At 68.8% G+C, this 15,400-nt stretch carries 14 protein-coding genes and 2 pseudogenes; 12 read left to right on the top strand and 4 right to left on the bottom strand.

The genetic code is table 11. The annotated features are described in order from the left end of the window. The first annotated feature begins 98 nt into the window (after positions 1–98). From ACYVO6_RS11030 to ACYVO6_RS11015, 4 genes and pseudogenes are all read left to right on the top strand, one after another. The gene (locus ACYVO6_RS11030; RefSeq protein ID WP_461059864.1) at positions 99–1,208 is read left to right on the top strand and encodes a LacI family DNA-binding transcriptional regulator; all 1,110 of its coding nucleotides are present in this window, start codon (positions 99–101) and stop codon (positions 1,206–1,208) included. A 452-nt stretch (positions 1,209–1,660) separates the two neighbouring features. After that, complete coding sequence (locus ACYVO6_RS11025; protein ID WP_461059862.1) at positions 1,661–3,124, top strand: flavin-containing monooxygenase; 1,464 nt, start codon at positions 1,661–1,663, stop codon at positions 3,122–3,124. A gap of 316 nt (positions 3,125–3,440) precedes the next feature. Further along, positions 3,441–3,602, top strand: a pseudogene (locus tag ACYVO6_RS11020) (peptidoglycan-binding protein); the annotation flags it as partial. A 31-nt stretch (positions 3,603–3,633) separates the two neighbouring features. Then, positions 3,634–3,780: a hypothetical protein gene (locus tag ACYVO6_RS11015; protein WP_461059860.1), complete on the top strand. Its 147-nt coding sequence runs from the start codon at positions 3,634–3,636 to the stop codon at positions 3,778–3,780. 63 nt (positions 3,781–3,843) lie between these two features. On the opposite strand, the gene ACYVO6_RS11010 is transcribed toward ACYVO6_RS11015, so the two are convergent. Then, entirely contained in the window at positions 3,844–4,035 is a 192-nt protein-coding gene (locus ACYVO6_RS11010; RefSeq protein WP_461059858.1) for a dihydrofolate reductase family protein, read from the bottom strand. 739 nt (positions 4,036–4,774) lie between these two features. Beyond that, positions 4,775–5,914, bottom strand: coding sequence for a glutathione-independent formaldehyde dehydrogenase (locus ACYVO6_RS11005; RefSeq protein WP_461059857.1), 1,140 nt, complete (start codon positions 5,912–5,914; stop codon positions 4,775–4,777). Positions 5,915–6,058: 144 nt separating this feature from the next. Here ACYVO6_RS11005 and ACYVO6_RS11000 point away from each other — a divergent pair, with 144 nt between their 5' ends. The 6 genes and pseudogenes from ACYVO6_RS11000 to ACYVO6_RS10975 all read left to right on the top strand — a co-directional run bounded on the left by ACYVO6_RS11000 (position 6,059) and on the right by ACYVO6_RS10975 (position 11,093). Beyond that, the gene (locus ACYVO6_RS11000) at positions 6,059–6,238 is read left to right on the top strand and encodes a hypothetical protein (RefSeq protein ID WP_461059855.1); all 180 of its coding nucleotides are present in this window, start codon (positions 6,059–6,061) and stop codon (positions 6,236–6,238) included. 99 nt (positions 6,239–6,337) lie between these two features. Further along, positions 6,338–7,171, top strand: coding sequence for an MIP/aquaporin family protein (locus ACYVO6_RS10995; protein ID WP_461059853.1), 834 nt, complete (start codon positions 6,338–6,340; stop codon positions 7,169–7,171). A gap of 11 nt (positions 7,172–7,182) precedes the next feature. Then, on the top strand, positions 7,183–8,697 hold the full coding sequence (gene glpK, locus ACYVO6_RS10990; protein ID WP_461059851.1) for a glycerol kinase GlpK: 1,515 nt from the start codon (positions 7,183–7,185) through the stop codon (positions 8,695–8,697). A gap of 87 nt (positions 8,698–8,784) precedes the next feature. Next, entirely contained in the window at positions 8,785–8,937 is a 153-nt protein-coding gene (locus ACYVO6_RS10985; protein ID WP_165342416.1) for a hypothetical protein, read from the top strand. A gap of 26 nt (positions 8,938–8,963) precedes the next feature. Continuing rightward, positions 8,964–9,035: pseudogene (locus tag ACYVO6_RS10980) on the top strand (helix-turn-helix domain-containing protein); the annotation flags it as partial. Positions 9,036–9,545: 510 nt separating this feature from the next. Continuing rightward, positions 9,546–11,093, top strand: a complete 1,548-nt coding sequence (locus ACYVO6_RS10975; RefSeq protein WP_461059849.1) for a tyrosine-type recombinase/integrase — start codon at positions 9,546–9,548, stop codon at positions 11,091–11,093. Here the strand turns inward: ACYVO6_RS10975 and ACYVO6_RS10970 are convergent. Next, positions 11,071–11,814, bottom strand: coding sequence for an IclR family transcriptional regulator (locus tag ACYVO6_RS10970; protein WP_461059847.1), 744 nt, complete (start codon positions 11,812–11,814; stop codon positions 11,071–11,073). The genes ACYVO6_RS10975 and ACYVO6_RS10970 overlap by 23 nt on opposite strands. Before the next feature lie 199 nt (positions 11,815–12,013). Between ACYVO6_RS10970 and ACYVO6_RS10965 the strand changes: the two genes are divergently transcribed. Then, positions 12,014–13,204, top strand: coding sequence for an aminotransferase class V-fold PLP-dependent enzyme (locus ACYVO6_RS10965; protein ID WP_461059845.1), 1,191 nt, complete (start codon positions 12,014–12,016; stop codon positions 13,202–13,204). Positions 13,205–13,256: 52 nt separating this feature from the next. On the opposite strand, the gene ACYVO6_RS10960 is transcribed toward ACYVO6_RS10965, so the two are convergent. Next, positions 13,257–14,003, bottom strand: coding sequence for an IclR family transcriptional regulator (locus ACYVO6_RS10960; protein ID WP_461059843.1), 747 nt, complete (start codon positions 14,001–14,003; stop codon positions 13,257–13,259). A 258-nt stretch (positions 14,004–14,261) separates the two neighbouring features. On the opposite strand from ACYVO6_RS10960, the gene solA reads away from it, so the two are divergent. Continuing rightward, a complete protein-coding gene (gene solA / locus ACYVO6_RS10955) occupies positions 14,262–15,395 on the top strand; it encodes an N-methyl-L-tryptophan oxidase (RefSeq protein ID WP_461059841.1) in 1,134 nt (377 codons plus the stop codon). Positions 15,396–15,400 lie beyond the last annotated feature (5 nt).

Genomic DNA, 15,400 nt, shown 5'->3' with positions numbered 1-15,400 from the left:
CCGTGGGCATGCCAGAAAGAAAACGTTTTCTCATTCCGGCCGCTGGTATCCGTCCCGCACTCCCTGCAGGAGGCGCCCCATGCAGTAACGTCAAAGCTGTGACTGTCAAGGGAAACGGACTCCAAGGTGATGAACCCGGTCGCCCCAGGCGCGGGCGCAAGAGCACTGAAGGCGGAGAAAGGCCGAGCACGATTCGCGATGTCGCCGCGAAAGCCGGGGTGTCCGTAGCAACCGTTTCCCGTGCCCTTGCAGGCAACTATCCGGTTTCCGCCGCCACCCGGGCCCGGGTCATGGCGGCGGTGGAGTCGTTGCACTACGTGGTGAACGTGCACGCCAAGGCGCTGTCCGGACAGGTTGCAGGCCCCATCGCCCTGGTGATCCAGGACATCACGGGCCCCTCCCTCGCCCAGGTCGCCGCCGGAGTGGAGCAGGAGGCGGCATCCCGAGGCCGGCTGAGCCTGGTCTGCGCGACCCACGGCGACCGTAAGCGCGAGGACGACCTGGTACAGCTGATGCGCGAGCAGCACGCGGCCGCGGTGCTCCTCGTAGGCGGTGCGATGGTGGACGAGGGATACCACCAGCGCATGGCCGAGTACGCCAGGGCGCTGGACGCGGCGGGCTCTCGGCTGGTGCTAGTGGGCCGTCCGGCACTGCCGGGCAACCTGCCGGTCACGGTAGTGGAGTACGACAACCGCGGCGGCGCCTTCCAAGCCGCCGACCAACTACTCAGCGCCGGGCACCGACGCATCCTCTGCCTGGGCAGTATCCCCGAGCTGAGTACCGGACAGCAGCGCAGGGGCGGCTACCTGCACGCCCTGCGGGCCCACGGGGTGCCGCACGCGGAGGAACTCGACATTCCCGGTCCGTACACCCGTGTCTCGGGCTATCAGCGCACCCGCGAGGCGCTGGTCTCCAGCCTGGACTTCACGGCGATCCTCGCGGGTACCGACATGGTGGCCGTAGGGGCGCTCGCCGCCCTGCGCGAAGCCGGACTCGACGTCCCCGGGGACATCTCGCTCGTGGGCTTCGACGACGTTCCCTTCGCCGCCGATCTCACCCCCGCGCTCACCACGGTGCGGGTGCCCTACGAGGACCTGGGCCGCACTGCGGTCCGGCTGGCCCTGGAACGCGAGGAGCGCCTCGCCGACGACCATGTGGTCCTGAGCACCCAGCTGGTGATCCGTCAGTCGGTGGGCTCGCTTCGGTGACCGTCGAGGAAGGCGTCCTCGCTTTCCGGAGCCGGCCTGATCCACCCACAGTGGAAATGCCCAATGAGGAGCCCGCAACTTCCCACCGGCTCCTGCCGGGCGCGCCGGACTCACCTCTGGTCCTGCACGTATCCGCATTCCGCAAGGGCGATAGCGGCGGAGGTACGACACGGGATCGTGCTGGATGACGCCGCGGTGGCGGGAGTTGACTCATCACCGACGCCCGCACCGCTCGGGCAACTCCACATGGCTTCCCGGGTTCTGACGCACCGTGATACGCGCGGTCGTCTCCGTCTGCGGGCGTTGACCGCGTACGTCGTGTCCTGGGGCGTGGCCGTGATCGTTCGGCTTCTGATGTCTCAGGCACTGTGGCCATGCGCTGGGCATGGGGGTCCGCAACCGGGATGATGAGCGAGCTGGTTGCGGCGATCACCCAAGGAGAGTGGCAGCTGATGAGAGCGTGTGTTGTCGGGGCCGGCCCCGGGGGAATCGTCACCGCCAAGGTGCTGCTGGAGAACGGCTTCGACGTCACGGTCTTCGACAAGTACCAGCAGGTCGGCGGGATCTGGTCAGCAGAGGGCTGCTACGACGGGCTGGCCAACCAGTCCGCGCTCCGCATCTTCGAGTTCGCGGACCTGCCCAACCGTTTGCACTTCGCCGGCGCGGTGGACACGCAACGCTACCTGGAGAAGTACGCCGAGACCTTCGGTGTGCTGGACCGCGTCCGACCCGGCACCGAGGTGATCTCCATCCGGCCGGTGGAGGGGCCTGGGCGGGTGGGCGCCGCCGGCTGGTTGATCGACTCTCGGCCCGCTGGGGACAAGTCGGCGGAGGTTCATCGCGAAACATTCGACTACGTCGTTGTCGCCAGTGGGGCTCATCATCATGTCCAGCTGCCGGAGCTGCCCGGGCGTGAGTTGTTCCGCGGGACCGTGCTGCACTCCAACGAGGTGCGGGCCGGGACTTTCGCCGGCCGGCGCGTGGTCGTCGTGGGCGGCGGCAAGTCCGCACTGGACCTGATCACCCGCGCCGCAGGTGAGGCGACCTCGGCCACCCTCGTGCAGCGCAAGGTGAACTGGATGGTCCCCGAGCGGTTTCTGCTCGGACTGGTCGGCTACAAGTGGATCCTGTTCACCCGGCTCGGTGAGGCGCTCCTGCCCCGCTACCACGATCCGGCCTGCATCCGCCCGATCGACCGCATCGACGAGCGGGTCAAGCGGGCTCTGTGGTGGCTCATCACCCGCGACATGCTGATTTCCACCGGGCTGTACCGGCTGCCGAGGCAGCTGCGGCCCGCTCACGCGCTCCCCTTCCACCTGGCCCACGCGGGAGTAATGCCACGCGGCTATGCGCGGGCCGTCCGCCGCGGCCTGATCGCCCCCAAGGTCAGTGCCGTCGAGGCGTATACCGACAAGGGGCTGCGACTGGCGACCGGCGAGGAAGTGGCGGCGGATGTCATCGTGTTCGCCACGGGGCACCACAAAGTCTTCCCGTTCCTGGATTCGAGAGTGCGAGTGCACGATTCCGCCGGGCGGCTGCGGCTCTACCGAGGCATCGTGCCACCCGGCGCCGACCGGCTGGGGTTCGTCGGTTTCCGGCAGGTCTTCAACAACATCATGGGCGTGGAACTCACCGCGCACTGGCTGACCCGTTATTTCCGGGCGACGCTGCGCACGACCCCGGGCGAGCAGGAGATGGGGGAGGCCATCGACGCTCGCCTGGCCTGGCAGGAGCAGGTGCTGCCAGGCTCCGGCGGCTACGACTTCGGCCCCTACGACATCCACTGCGCGGACGAACTCCTGCACGACATGGGGTTGCCCTCCCGCCGCGCCGGCAACCTGCTGGCCGAATACCTGCTTCCCGGCGGAGTCGCACACCGCTACGCAGGCCTGAGTCGATCGAGTTCGGCGAAATGAATGCAGAGCATGAGCGGCCCGCCCGCTCGGCGACACCGCACCGACCGACACCCAGTACGCACCTCGCGTGATTTGGCACATCACCTGGGACAAGAACGGCACCGCCGTCAAGCCCGTCGACCTCGTACCGTTCGACCAGCTCGTTCAGGTACGTCACAGGCGGTGGCAGCGGCGCTGCGCCGCACCTGCTGTGGGACCCCTTCAACAGGCAGGACCGCTCAGTTCTATCCGGCTAGCAGCCGGTCCAAGTCGGTCGTCGATGCCGCGGGCGGCACTCGTACCAATCGCACCGGAAAGGTGTGCCTCCAGGTCGAGACTGCGCAAGGGCTTCGGCAAGCACTACCGCGTCGGCCCGTCCCGCGACTGGGGTGAGGCAGACCGCCTTAACGTCGCCGACTTCCAGCGCGCCCCGAAGTGGACCGGTTCCGACGCCGACGGCTACCCCGGCCCGGAGACCTGGCGCCGTCTCTTTGCCTGATCCCTCTCACCAGCCCAAGGAGCGCATTCCCATGAACATCTACGCCTCGCTGCTGCGAACTGGCGTCCCGGCCGTGGCCGGATGGCTCGTTGCGGTGGTCCTGCGCCACGGTCTCGACCTCGACACCACCGGCTCAAACGCCTCCAGTGCCGCCCCGACGTCCTCAACGGCTTCATAGCCGCAACCGGCCTCGTCCTCGACACGCCAACGTCACCCTGCCAAGCCGAAGCCAGTGGGGGCGTCAGGGATTCGGGACGCGGTAGCGCAGGTGGGTCACGGACCCCGCGATGGGTTCCCTCTGCGGGATCAGCTCGGCCCGCTCCCCGGCGAACAGCGGCGTGCCCTGCCCCATCAGCAGGGGGACGAGGTGGATGCGCACCTCGTCGAGCAGGCCCGCTGTGAGCAGCTGTCGGGCGACGTCGGCACCCAGCACCAGGACGTCCTTGTCTCCCGCGGCTTCCTTGGCACGCCGGGCTGCGTCTGCAGCCCATCGAAGGCGAACGTTCCGCCGTTGTCGCCGAGGAGGTCCTCCCTGGTCCGGTGGGTGACCACGAAGCTGGGGACGCCAGGCCACGGCGTGCCGCCCCACGAGCCCAGGCCGAGGTCGAAGGTGTGGCCGTCCGATGACGGCGGCCCCCACCCTCGCGTCCACCTCCTGGCGGACGCCGACGTCGACCCCGCCGTCCGGCCCTTCCCGGCCATCCACTCGTGCAGCCGTTCGCCGCCGTCCCCATGGGCTCCTCCTCGCGGACGTTCGGTCCGGCCGTGAACCCGTCCAGGGACATCGACACATCCAGCACTACCTTGCTCAACGCGAGCCTCCTTCGCTCCACCGGCGCCGCCATTGCCCTCTAGGACAAGGTGTCGTCACCCCGGCTGCTTCCGAGCTGATGATGTCCTGGCGCACGCTCGCGGCGCCCGAGAAACATCACCGACCGGTACGTCTCCGGTGACGATGTCTACGACGAGTCACCCACCTGCTGTGGAACGTCGCCCGACCCGGCCCGACGGCTGGTGCGACGACTGCCGCGGGCCCCTCACCCAGGGCCAGGCCGAGACCACCGGGCAGTCGGCGACTGCGCCACCGACGAGGAGGGCACCGGCCGCTGATCGACATCTGCGGGCCGGCGCGCACCGCGTCCTGCGGACCGGGTGCGGGTGTCCGGCTCAGGTCACCGGTTCGGGTGCAGGACGACCTTGGTATAGCCCTCGACGCGCTTGTCGAACTTCTCGTACGCCGATGGCGCCTCGTCGAGCGACAGCTCGTGCGAGACAACGAAGCCGGGCCGTGCGCGCCCCTCGATGATCATGTCGCGCAGCTGCCGGTTGTAGCGCTTCACGTTGCACTGGCCGGTGCCCAGGCGCAGTCCCTTTTCGAAGAGCCTGCCGACGGCCACCAGCAGCATGCCCTGTTTGGCCTGCTCGTCCGGCCCGCCGGGGTCGGACGGAACGTACAGGCCCGGAATGCCGAGCGCTCCCGTCGGCCGCACCGTCTCGACGAGCGAGTTCAGGACGGTTGCTGGCTCCTCACGGTCCTCGCCGCGTGCCTGAGCCTGGTAGCCCACCGCGTCGATGCCCTTGTCGGTGCCTTCTCCCTCTGTCTGGTCCTTGATCTGCTCCACCGGATTGCCGTCGGCGAAGTTGACCGGGATCGCGCCGATCTCCTCGGCCTTCTGCAGCCGCTCGGCCACCCGGTCGACGACGAACACCTTCCTGGCGCCGCGCAGCAGGGCGGAGTAGGCGGCCATCAGGCCGACCGGCCCGCCGCCGTACACCGCGACGCTCTCGCCGGGACGGACGTCGGCCAGCTCGTTGCCGTGGTAGCCCGTCGGGAAGATGTCGGCGAGCAGGACGAAGTCGCTCTCGTTGGCATCGCCCTCCGGGAGCTTCAGACAGTTGAAGTCGGCGTACGGCACCCGTACGTACTCGGCCTGGCCTCCACTGAACGGCCCCATCGCGACGTAGCCGTACGCACCGCCCGCGAACCCGGGGTTCACGGTCACGCAGAAGCCCGTGAAGCCGGCCGTGCAGTTCTTGCAGAACCCGCAGGCGACGTTGAAGGGCATGACCACCCGGTCGCCCCGCTTGAGCGACGACACTCCGTCCCCGGTCTCCTCGATGATCCCGAGGTTCTCGTGGCCGAAGACGATGCCCGGCTCGGCCGCGGTGCGGCCCTCGTACATGTGCAGGTCGGAGCCGCAGATCGCGGTGGACGTCACTCGGACGATCACGTCGTTCGGGTGCTGGAGTCCAGGCTTCTCCACTTGCTCGACCGCGACTTCGAACGGTCCCTTGTAGACGACGGCCTTCATGCTTACGCACCTCCACACGGTAGTGCTGCTGTCGTGCCCTCGTGTTTTTGTGCCCTATCTCATGATCCATCCGTTGTGTGCCATCGGACAAGTTGACTACTGTCGTCACATATATATCTCTGTGGAAGTGAGAGAGCGCGAACAGTGATACGACGCCTCGGGACCCTGCTCGTCTCCGTGTCCGGACTGTCCGGCACCACCTATCCGCCCGGCACCACCGTGTCGATCAGCGGTCGGGGGTCGGCGGTCGACGGTTTTGTCAACGGGGACTGGCTTCCCCTTGCCTGGTGGGAGTTCTCCGAGGACGCCACACCCGAAGCCTGAGCGGCCGCTGCACCTCCCGGCCCCGGGCGCCAGGCGCCGACTCACCCGATTGGTACGTCGGCGGATGCCGCTCGCGCCCGCGCTCCCGACGATCGGAACATGCCGGCACCTACGAAGGCACGTCTCGTCGGTGAACCCTCGGCCGAGTTCGCCGGCACCATGATCCTCATTCTGTTCGGATGCGGTGTCGTCGCGCAGGTCGTCGCCGGCGGTGCGCTGACCGACGGTGGTCTGGGTGACCACGACAGCATCGCGTGGGCCTGGGGCCTCGGCGTCGTCCTCGGCGTCTACGTGGCGGCGCGGGTCAGCGGCGCCCACATCAACCCCGCGGTCACCCTCGCGCTCGCGGCCTTCAAGGGCTTCCCGTGGAGCAAGGTCCTGCCGTATGCGCTGGCCCAGACGGCGGGCGCCTTCGTCGCCGCCCTGCTGGTGCGCTGGAACTACAGCGAGGTGCTGGCGAGGGCCGACCCCGGGCACACCGACAAGACGGAGATCGTCTTCTCCACCCTGCCGGGCAACGGCGGGCTACCGATCAGCCAGCTGGGGGCCTTCCGCGACCAGATCATCGGCACGGCCCTGCTTGTGCTGCTGATCTTCGCGGTCACCGACCTGCTGAACACCCCGCCGGGCGCGAACATGGCCCCGTTCATCATCGGCCTGATCGTCGTCGCCATCGGCATGGCATGGGGAACCAACGCCGGCTACGCGATCAACCCCGCCCGTGACCTCGGGCCCCGGCTGGCGGCGTTCCTCACGGGCTACGGAGACGCCTGGCGTGATCAGTACGGCGACCTCTACTTCTGGGTGCCGATCGTCGGCCCCCTGATCGGCGGCCTGGTCGGTGCGCTGCTCTACCGCCTGTTGATCACCCCCTTCCTGCCAGCCGCCGAGGCCGAGCAGGAGCCCGGCCGGGTGCCCGCGCCGGACAAGTGAGAGGTACGACCATGCCCGAATTCGTTGGCGCGGTGGACCAAGGCACCACCAGCACCCGCTTCATGATCTTCGACCACGACGGCAACGAGGTCGCACGCCACCAGCTCGAACACGAGCAGATCTTCCCGCGCTCCGGCTGGGTCGAGCACGACCCCGTGGAGATCTGGGAACGTACGAACTCCACGATGCAGAACGCCGTCCGCCAGAGCGACCTGTCCGCCGCAGACCTGGCGGCCATCGGGATCACCAACCAGCGGGAGACCACGGTCATCTGGGACCCCAGCACCGGTCAGCCGTACTACAACGCGATCGTCTGGCAGGACACCCGCACCGACTCGATCGCCGCGGCGCTGGAGCGGGAGCACGGCGACCTCATCCGGCGCAGGACGGGGCTGCCGCCAGCGACGTACTTCTCCGGCGGAAAGATCAAGTGGATCCTGGAAAACGTCGACGGGGTCCGGGAGGCCGCCGAGAAGGGCCGGGCCGTCTTCGGGAACACGGACGCCTGGGTGCTGTGGAACCTCACCGGCGGCCCGAACGGCGGCATCCACGCCACCGACGTCACCAACGCCAGCCGCACCATGCTGATGAACCTGGAGACCCTCGACTGGGACGACGAGCTCCTCGACATCTTCGGCATCCCGCGCGCCATGCTCCCGGCCATCAACCCGTCCTCGCACCCGGAGGCGTTCGGGACCACCCGCACCACCCGTCCGCTGCGCACCGCCGTACCCATCACGGGCGTCCTCGGGGACCAGCAGGCGGCCACGGTCGGCCAGGTCTGCTTCCGCCCGGGCGAGGCGAAGAACACCTACGGCACCGGCAACTTCCTGGTCCTCAACACGGGCACGGAGATCGTCCGGTCCAGCAAGGGCCTGCTGACCACGCTGGCGTACCAGTTCGGGGACGCCCCGGCGGTGTACGCGCTGGAGGGGTCCATGGCGGTCACCGGGTCCGCCGTGCAGTGGCTCCGCGACCAGATGCGGATCATCTCCTCCTCCTCCGAGGTCGAGACACTGGCCCGGCAGGTGGAGGACAGCGGCGGCATCTACTTCGTACCGGCCTTCTCCGGCCTGTTCGCGCCGTATTGGCGTTCCGACGCCCGGGGCGCGATCGTCGGTCTCGCCAGATTCCACACCAACGCACACCTCGCCCGGGCGACCCTGGAGGCCATCTGCTACCAGAGCCGCGACGTGGCAGATGCGATGGAGCAGGACTCCGGGGTGGCACTCGACGTGCTGCGGGTCGACGGCGGCGTCACCGCCAACGACCTGTGCATGCAGATCCAGGCCGACATCCTCGGCGTACCGGTCAGCCGCCCGGTCGTCGCCGAGACCACCGCGCTCGGCGCCGCCTACGCGGCGGGGCTCGCAACCGGCTTCTGGGAGAGCACCGACGAGCTCCGCCTGCACTGGCACGAGTCGAAGCGGTGGGAGCCGCAATGGAGTGACGAGCAGCGGGAGAAGGGCTACGCGGGATGGAAGAAGGCGGTGGAACGCAGTCTCGACTGGGTGGAGGTCGAATAGCAGGGCGGCGGGCTCTTGCGTGTTCCGCTACTTCAATGGGTAGGAGGCCGTACCGGTTCGTTGTATGAGTCTTGGGAGAGAACAAGCATGGCCAGTTTGATGAATCGGATCAGGGCGTTCGGGCGCAGCCCGGAGGGACGCCGGCTGGTGGCTCAGGGCAAGCGGATGGCGTCCGACCCGAGGACGAGGAGTGAGGCCAAGCGGCTGTTCGGCAGGCTGCGCAAACGGCCGCCGAACTGAACCAGGGCGCCGCGTAGTACGCGTGCGTGATCGATGACGACGAGGAGCGGCGACTGCTGCGGATCATCCGCAGGGGCACCGTTTCGGTGGTGACCTGGCCTCCACCATGGACGCCGAACTGGACACCTGGGCCGACCGCGAGGAGGACCGCGCCGCACGACAGGGGTGGCCCCTCCTCGGAACGCATGAGGCCGCCTCCACCCACCGGGAGCACATGCGGGCCCAGGTGATGGTATTGCCGTCGCGTCGCGGCTCGAAGCCAGGGAACAGCCGGCGAGTACCGTCCTCGGACGGAGGCCCTCGTGGCCGTGCCCGTGACCGGTTTGACCACGAGGGCCAGTCCAGCGCGCCGAGGCTCGCCGGCGTCAGAGGCGTCTGGCCACGGATCGGATAGCGCGAGGAGAAGTACGTCCTCGTACGGCGCCTTGGCGGCCGTGTAGGCGGTGGTATGCAGTTTTGACTGCGCCGTACGGCGCAGTGTGGCTGTTCAGGTCTTCAAACCATGATCGGCCACATTGCTGGGGGTCAAGGGGTCGCAGGTTCAAATCCTGTCGTCCCGACGGTGTGAAGGGTCTTCGCAGGCGGGAGCCTGTGAGGGCCCTTCTTGCATGTGGGTCGTTTCCGGCTTCGGGGTTGAGCACGCCGCTCATCGGCGCCTTTACTCGGAGGCCGGCGAGGATGCCGCTCTGGACCTGGACAAGATCACTGCGGGGCTGTCGACGACCTGGTCCGGGTTCCTGCGGGACTGGGACCGCGCGCTGCGATCGGGGAACTATCCGGAGACCACCCGGTACAACTATCTGCTGGCGGCCGCCCAGTTGGGCCGCTACCTGGGGGAGTATGCGCCGGATCCGGACGCCGACGCGGCGGCCGAGGATCCGGTCGAGGTCACGCGGGCGCACGTGGAGGCGTTCCAGGCGTGGATCATCGAGACGCGGTCGGCATCGACCGCGCTCAACAAGCACAAGGGGCTGCAGCGGTTCTTCAAGTGGCTGATGCTGGACGAGGGCGAGATCGACCGGTCGCCGATGGAGCGGGTGCGGCAGCCGAAGATGCCGCAGAGGCTGGTCCCGGTCATCCGGGACGAGGAGACCACGAAGGTCCTCGGCACCTGCAGGGGCAGGGATTTTGTCCAGCTGCGGGACGAGGTGATCATCCGGCTGTACTGCAACACGGGCTCGCGCCTGTCCGAGGTCGGCAACCTGATGCTCGACGACATCGATCTGACCACGGAATCGGTGCACTTCCACAGCTTCACCCGCGCCTTCCACCCCCACGTGGCGGGCGCCACGAGCCGCGTACTCGCCGATGCCGGAATCCCCAACGCGGCGCAGGACGGGCTGTGCTGCGGACTGACCTGGGTCAGCACCGGCGAACTGTCCGTGGCGCGCCGCGTCATGGCCCGTACGGTGGCGCGCCTCGGCGACGGCGACGGCCGGCCCATCATCGTGGCCGAGCCCAGCTGTACGGCCGCGTTGAAGCGGGACGTGCCCGAACTGCTCGGCACCGAGGCCGCCCGGCGCGTCGCGGCCCGCGTCCACACCCTCACCGGCGCCCTGACCGACCTCGCCGCTCCCGACTGGACGCCCCCCGACCTGCCGGACAACGTCGTCCTTCAGACCCACTGCCACGAATACGCCACCTTCACCGGCCGCCGCCCGCGCGACCTGCTGCGCAAACTCGGCGTACGCAAGGTCGACGAGGACGAGGTCGTACGCCGCGCCAACGACACCCCCTGGGGACTCGTCGGCTACGTCTTCACCGAGGGCCTGGACCGCGCCCTGCGCGTCAGCGAACGCCTGGAGGTGGGCATGGTCGGCCTCAACACCGGCCTCGTGTCCAACCCGGCCGCACCCTTTGGCGGCATCAAGCAGTCGGGGCTCGGCCGGGAGGGCGGCCGGGTCGGAATCGACGAGTTCCTGGAGTACCAGTACCTGGCGATGCCGGTGCGCTGCACGCCCCTCGGTGGCTTGGACTGGCCGAAGTCCGGTGCGGTACCGCGCCCCGTTAGGGGCGCGGGGGAACTGCGCGACCAGCCACAACGGACCCGCAGTTCCCCACGCAGCCTCAGGCCCCACACGCTGCGCAGTCGGCGCAGCGCCCGGCGCCGAGCCGCCCGGGGCGAGGGCGCCGTCACCCGAGGCGCCGCGCCGTGATCTCCGCCGCGGCGCCGGCAACCAGCCGGCCCAGCTCCGGCAGCCGTTCCGGGTCGTACCGGGAGTCGGGCATCGAAACGACCACGGAGGCCAGCGGGCTGCCGTCGTCGTCCAGGACGGGCGCGGCGATGGCGCACACGCCGGGCAGGTACTGGTTGCGGTTCACGGCGTAGCCATCGGTGCGGACACGCCGTAGATCGGCACGCAGTTGCGCGGGGTCGGTGGGGGTGGAGTCGCTGTAGCTCTCCAGCCCGCGAGTGACGATCTCGTCGATGTCGGCCTTCGGCAGATACGCGAGGACGGCGTGCCCCGTGGCGGTGGCGTGCAGCGGCGAGGTGTCGCCGATGGCGTGGTAGGTCCGCACGACGTGGTCGCAGTCCACGCGGTCGACGACCACCATGCACTGGGGCGCGTCCGGTACGCAGAGGTGGATGGTCTCGTTGACCGTGTCGCGGAGGCGGAGCATGGGTTCGCGGGCGGCGGCGAAGAGGCTGGACCCCTGGAGAGCTGCGGGGCGTACGGCCAGGACGCGGGCGCCGATTTCCCAGGTGGTGGTGTCCTTGCGGTTCGCCCGCAGCCACCCGGCCTCGTTCAACGTGACCAACGTGCGCTGCACGGTCGACTTGGGCAGCCCGAAGAGCTTGGTCAGTTCGCCCACGGTCACCGGCTGGTGCTGGGCGACTGCTTCCAGGATGCGCAGCGACCTGGTCACGCTCTTCATTTCCATCCGGGTTCCCCCTGTTGGGCTGCGAAATATCCGGCAGACACCCTCTTGACTCCCCTGTGGGCGCCTGACATTCTCGTGCCGGATTCTAGCATGGCATTCCACAATGTGGCACGAGGATCCTGTAACGTCAGCCGCCCTCGCCTCGACGGCCGTTCCTCGTCACCATGTGCTTCAAGACAATGGAGGTGCCCTCATGGGCAGCACTGATCCCGCCGGGGACGACTTCTGGGAACGCGTACGTGCGGCCTACCCGGAGCAGCGGCCGTTGCTGAACCTGAACAACGCGGCGGTGAGCCCGCCGCCGCTCGTCGCCGAGCAGGCGACGATCGACGCGTACCGTTTGGTCAGCCAGAACCCCGACGTCACCATGTGGCAGAAGCTCGACCCCGCGCTCCCGGAGGTCAAGGCGCAGCTCGCGGAGCTGATCGACTGCGAGCCCGACGAGATCGCGCTCAACCGCAACTCCACCGAGGGGCTCTGTACGGCGATCTTCGGGATCCCGCTGTCGGCGGGTGACCAGGTCGTGGTGTCGGCGTGGGACTACCCGAGCGTGCTTGCGGCCTGGCGACAGCGGCAGGAACGCGAGGGGATCGAGGTCGTGACGGCTGACTTCGACCTGATGGACAGCGACGAGGGCATCGTGGCGGCGTACACCGCGGCCCTCACACCGCGTACGCGGGTGCTGCAGCTGACCCACATGTACCACTGGACGGGGCGGGTCGTGCCGGCTGCGCGGCTGTGCCGTCTGGCGAGGGAGAACGGCACCCTCACCGTCGTAGACGGCGCTCAGATCTTCGCGCAGCAGCCGGTCAGCTTCCGCGAACTCGGCTGCGACTACTACGTCACCAGCCTCCACAAGTGGATGGGCGCACCGGTGGGCAACGGCATGCTCGTGGTCCGGCAAGACCGGATCGACGGCACCTTCCCCCTGCTGGCGCCCTTCGATCCGCCGCCACTGCGCGTCGACAAGTTCGACCACTGGAATCTCGGCACGTACAACTCGGCCCTCCAGGCGGGCATCGCCCCGGCCGCACGGCTGCACCGGGAGATCGGCGTCGAGAAGATTCACGCGCGACTGCGGGAGCTGACCCGTCACTGGGTGGATCTCGCCCGGGACATCCCCGGCTTCCGGCTGCACACCCCGCTGGACACCGAGAACCTGGGCGCCGTCACCCTGTTCTCGATCGACCACCTGGACAACAGGGCCGTGGAGCGGGAGTTGAGGGAGACCTACCGGGTCCACACGAAGTACCGCGAGGTACGGCACCTGAGCGGGCTTCGCGTGTCACCGGGCATCTACATGCGCAAGGACGAGCTCGACCGCTTCGTCTCGGCGCTCCGCGAGCTGGTCGAGAAGCAGTACTCGGAGCGCGGGCTCCTCTGACCTTCATCCCGGCTGACGGCCCGAAACCCGACGGGCCGCCCCCGTCCCCTGCTCAGGCGCCCAGTCGGCGCGTGGAGATCTCCGCCGCCGTGTCGGCGACGGTGCGGCCCCACTCGGGCAGCCGGTCCGGGTCGTACCGGGAGTCGGGCATCGAAACGGCCACCGACGCGAGCGGGATGCCGTCTTCGTCCAGGATGGCCGCGGCCACCGCACACACGCCCGACCGGTACTGATTGATGTTCACCGAGTAGCCGTCCTCCCGTACGCGGTCCAACTCGGCCCGCAGCTGCGCGGGGCCGGTGGGGGTGGAGTCGCTGAACCGTTCCAGTCCGCGCTCGACGAGCTCGTCGACGTCCGCCTTCGGCAGGTGCGCGAGAATCGCCCGGCCTGTGGCGGTGGCGTGCAGCGGCGAGGTGTCGCCGATGTTGTGGAAGGTCCGTACCGCCTGGTCGGAGTCCACCCGGTCGACCACCACCATGCACTGCAACGCGTCCGGTACGGACAGATGGATGGTCTCGTTGACCGTGTCGCGGAGGCGGAGCATGGGTTCGCGGGCGGCGGCGAAGAGGCTGGACCCCTGGAGGGCTGCGGGGCGTACAGCCAGGACGCGGGCGCCGATTTCCCAGCGGGTGGTGTCTTTGCGGTTGGCGCGCAGCCAGCCGGCTTCGGCCAGGGTGACCAGGGTGCGTTGCACGGTCGACTTGGGCAGTCCGAAGATCTTCGTCAGTTCCCCCACGGTGACGGGCTGGTGCTGGGCTACCGATTCGAGGATGCGCAGCGACCTGGTCACGCTCTTCATTTCCATCCGGTTTCCCCCTGTTAATCCTCGAAATATCTGGCCGACATCCTCTTGACTCCCTCAGGAGTGGCTGTCATTCTCGTGCCAGATTCTAGCACGGCATTCCACAATGTGGCATGGACATCCAAGAGGATGGTCCGGATCCCACCCCGGTCGGCCGCAAGGTCTTGAGCCCCGCCGACCCCACACCACGTGAATCGCACCAGCCTCTTGTGTCGGGGCCCAGCATGCGTACCCGGCGATCGAAAGGAAACCCCTGTGTCTGTCAGGAAGCGTGTCGCCGTCGTCGGCGTCGGAACGATGGGCAGCCAGGCCGCGTGGCGGCTGGCGGCCCGCGGAGCCGAGGTCGTCGGTTACGACCGGTTCGCTCCGGGCCACGACCGCAGCGCCGCCGGCGGGGAGACCCGGATCTTCCGCAGCGCGCACTTCGAGGACTCCCGGTATGTCCCGCTGCTCCAGCACGCGGACGTCCTGTGGGAGCGGCTGCAGCAGGAGACGGGCCGCGAGCTGCGCCGCCTGACCGGGTGCCTGCTGATGGGGCCGACCGACCACCATCAGATGGCGACCGTCCTGCAGTCCATCGCCGAGCACGGCCTCGACCACGAGGTGCTGGATGCCGAGTCTCTGGCGAAACGTTTCTCCCAATACCGTATCGAGGACGGCGACGCGGCCGTGCTCGACCGGCGGGCGGGCTTCATCCGGCCCGAGCTGACGATCCAGACCGCCGCCCGCCGCGCGGAGGAACTGGGCGCCCGCATCCACCGCTACACCACCGTCCGCGAGATCGTGCCGGCCGGCAGCGGTGTGGAGGTCCGCACCGATGCCGGGAGCGAGCGGTTCGACGCGGCGGTGGTCAGCCCCGGCCCGTGGGTGAACGACCTGCTGCCCGGCCTGCCGTGGGAGGTGGACATCCGCCGGCTCGTCAGCGCCTGGTACGTGCCCACCGGCGATGCCTGGTTCGGCGAGGAGCGCCCCGCGTTCATCCGTACGGCCCCCACCCACTGCTACGGCCTGCCCTCCCCGGACGGCGTCTCCGTCAAGCTCGGCCTCTCCCGCGCCCTGCACCGCCCGGCCGGCGACCCCAACCAGCTGGACCGGAACGTGCAGCCGGAGGAGCTGGAGATCTTCACCGACCTCATCGGCCGCTACATGCCGGACCTGAACCCCGACCCGGTCCGCCTCTCCGTCTACATGGAGGGTTACACCGAGAGCAGCCGCCCGCTCGTCGGCCCCCTCCCGGGCAACGACAACGTCGTACTGCTGGCCGGCTTCTCCGGCCACGGCTTCAAGCTCTCGCCCGCCTTCGGTGACATCGCGGCGGACCTGGCGCTGGACGGCACCTCGCCCCAGCCCATCGACTTCATCTCCACCCTGAACCGCGCGGAGGCGTGACGACC

This window comes from Streptomyces pseudoechinosporeus (genome assembly GCF_054783935.1).
This window is presented reverse-complemented; position numbering and strand designations above follow the sequence as displayed.

Excerpts from the sequence above, each read along its gene's own strand:
- ACYVO6_RS11025 (WP_461059862.1), top strand. The coding sequence starts at position 1,661 with ATGAGAGCGTGTGTTGTCGGGGCCGGCCCCGGGGGAATCGTCACCGCC.
- ACYVO6_RS11015 (WP_461059860.1), top strand. The coding sequence starts at position 3,634 with ATGAACATCTACGCCTCGCTGCTGCGAACTGGCGTCCCGGCCGTGGCC.
- ACYVO6_RS11005 (WP_461059857.1), bottom strand. The coding sequence starts at position 5,914 with ATGAAGGCCGTCGTCTACAAGGGACCGTTCGAAGTCGCGGTCGAGCAA.
- ACYVO6_RS10995 (WP_461059853.1), top strand. The coding sequence starts at position 6,338 with ATGCCGGCACCTACGAAGGCACGTCTCGTCGGTGAACCCTCGGCCGAG.
- glpK (WP_461059851.1), top strand. The coding sequence starts at position 7,183 with ATGCCCGAATTCGTTGGCGCGGTGGACCAAGGCACCACCAGCACCCGC.
- ACYVO6_RS10985 (WP_165342416.1), top strand. The coding sequence starts at position 8,785 with ATGGCCAGTTTGATGAATCGGATCAGGGCGTTCGGGCGCAGCCCGGAG.
- ACYVO6_RS10975 (WP_461059849.1), top strand. The coding sequence starts at position 9,546 with ATGTGGGTCGTTTCCGGCTTCGGGGTTGAGCACGCCGCTCATCGGCGC.
- ACYVO6_RS10970 (WP_461059847.1), bottom strand. The coding sequence starts at position 11,814 with ATGAAGAGCGTGACCAGGTCGCTGCGCATCCTGGAAGCAGTCGCCCAG.
- ACYVO6_RS10965 (WP_461059845.1), top strand. The coding sequence starts at position 12,014 with ATGGGCAGCACTGATCCCGCCGGGGACGACTTCTGGGAACGCGTACGT.
- ACYVO6_RS10960 (WP_461059843.1), bottom strand. The coding sequence starts at position 14,003 with ATGAAGAGCGTGACCAGGTCGCTGCGCATCCTCGAATCGGTAGCCCAG.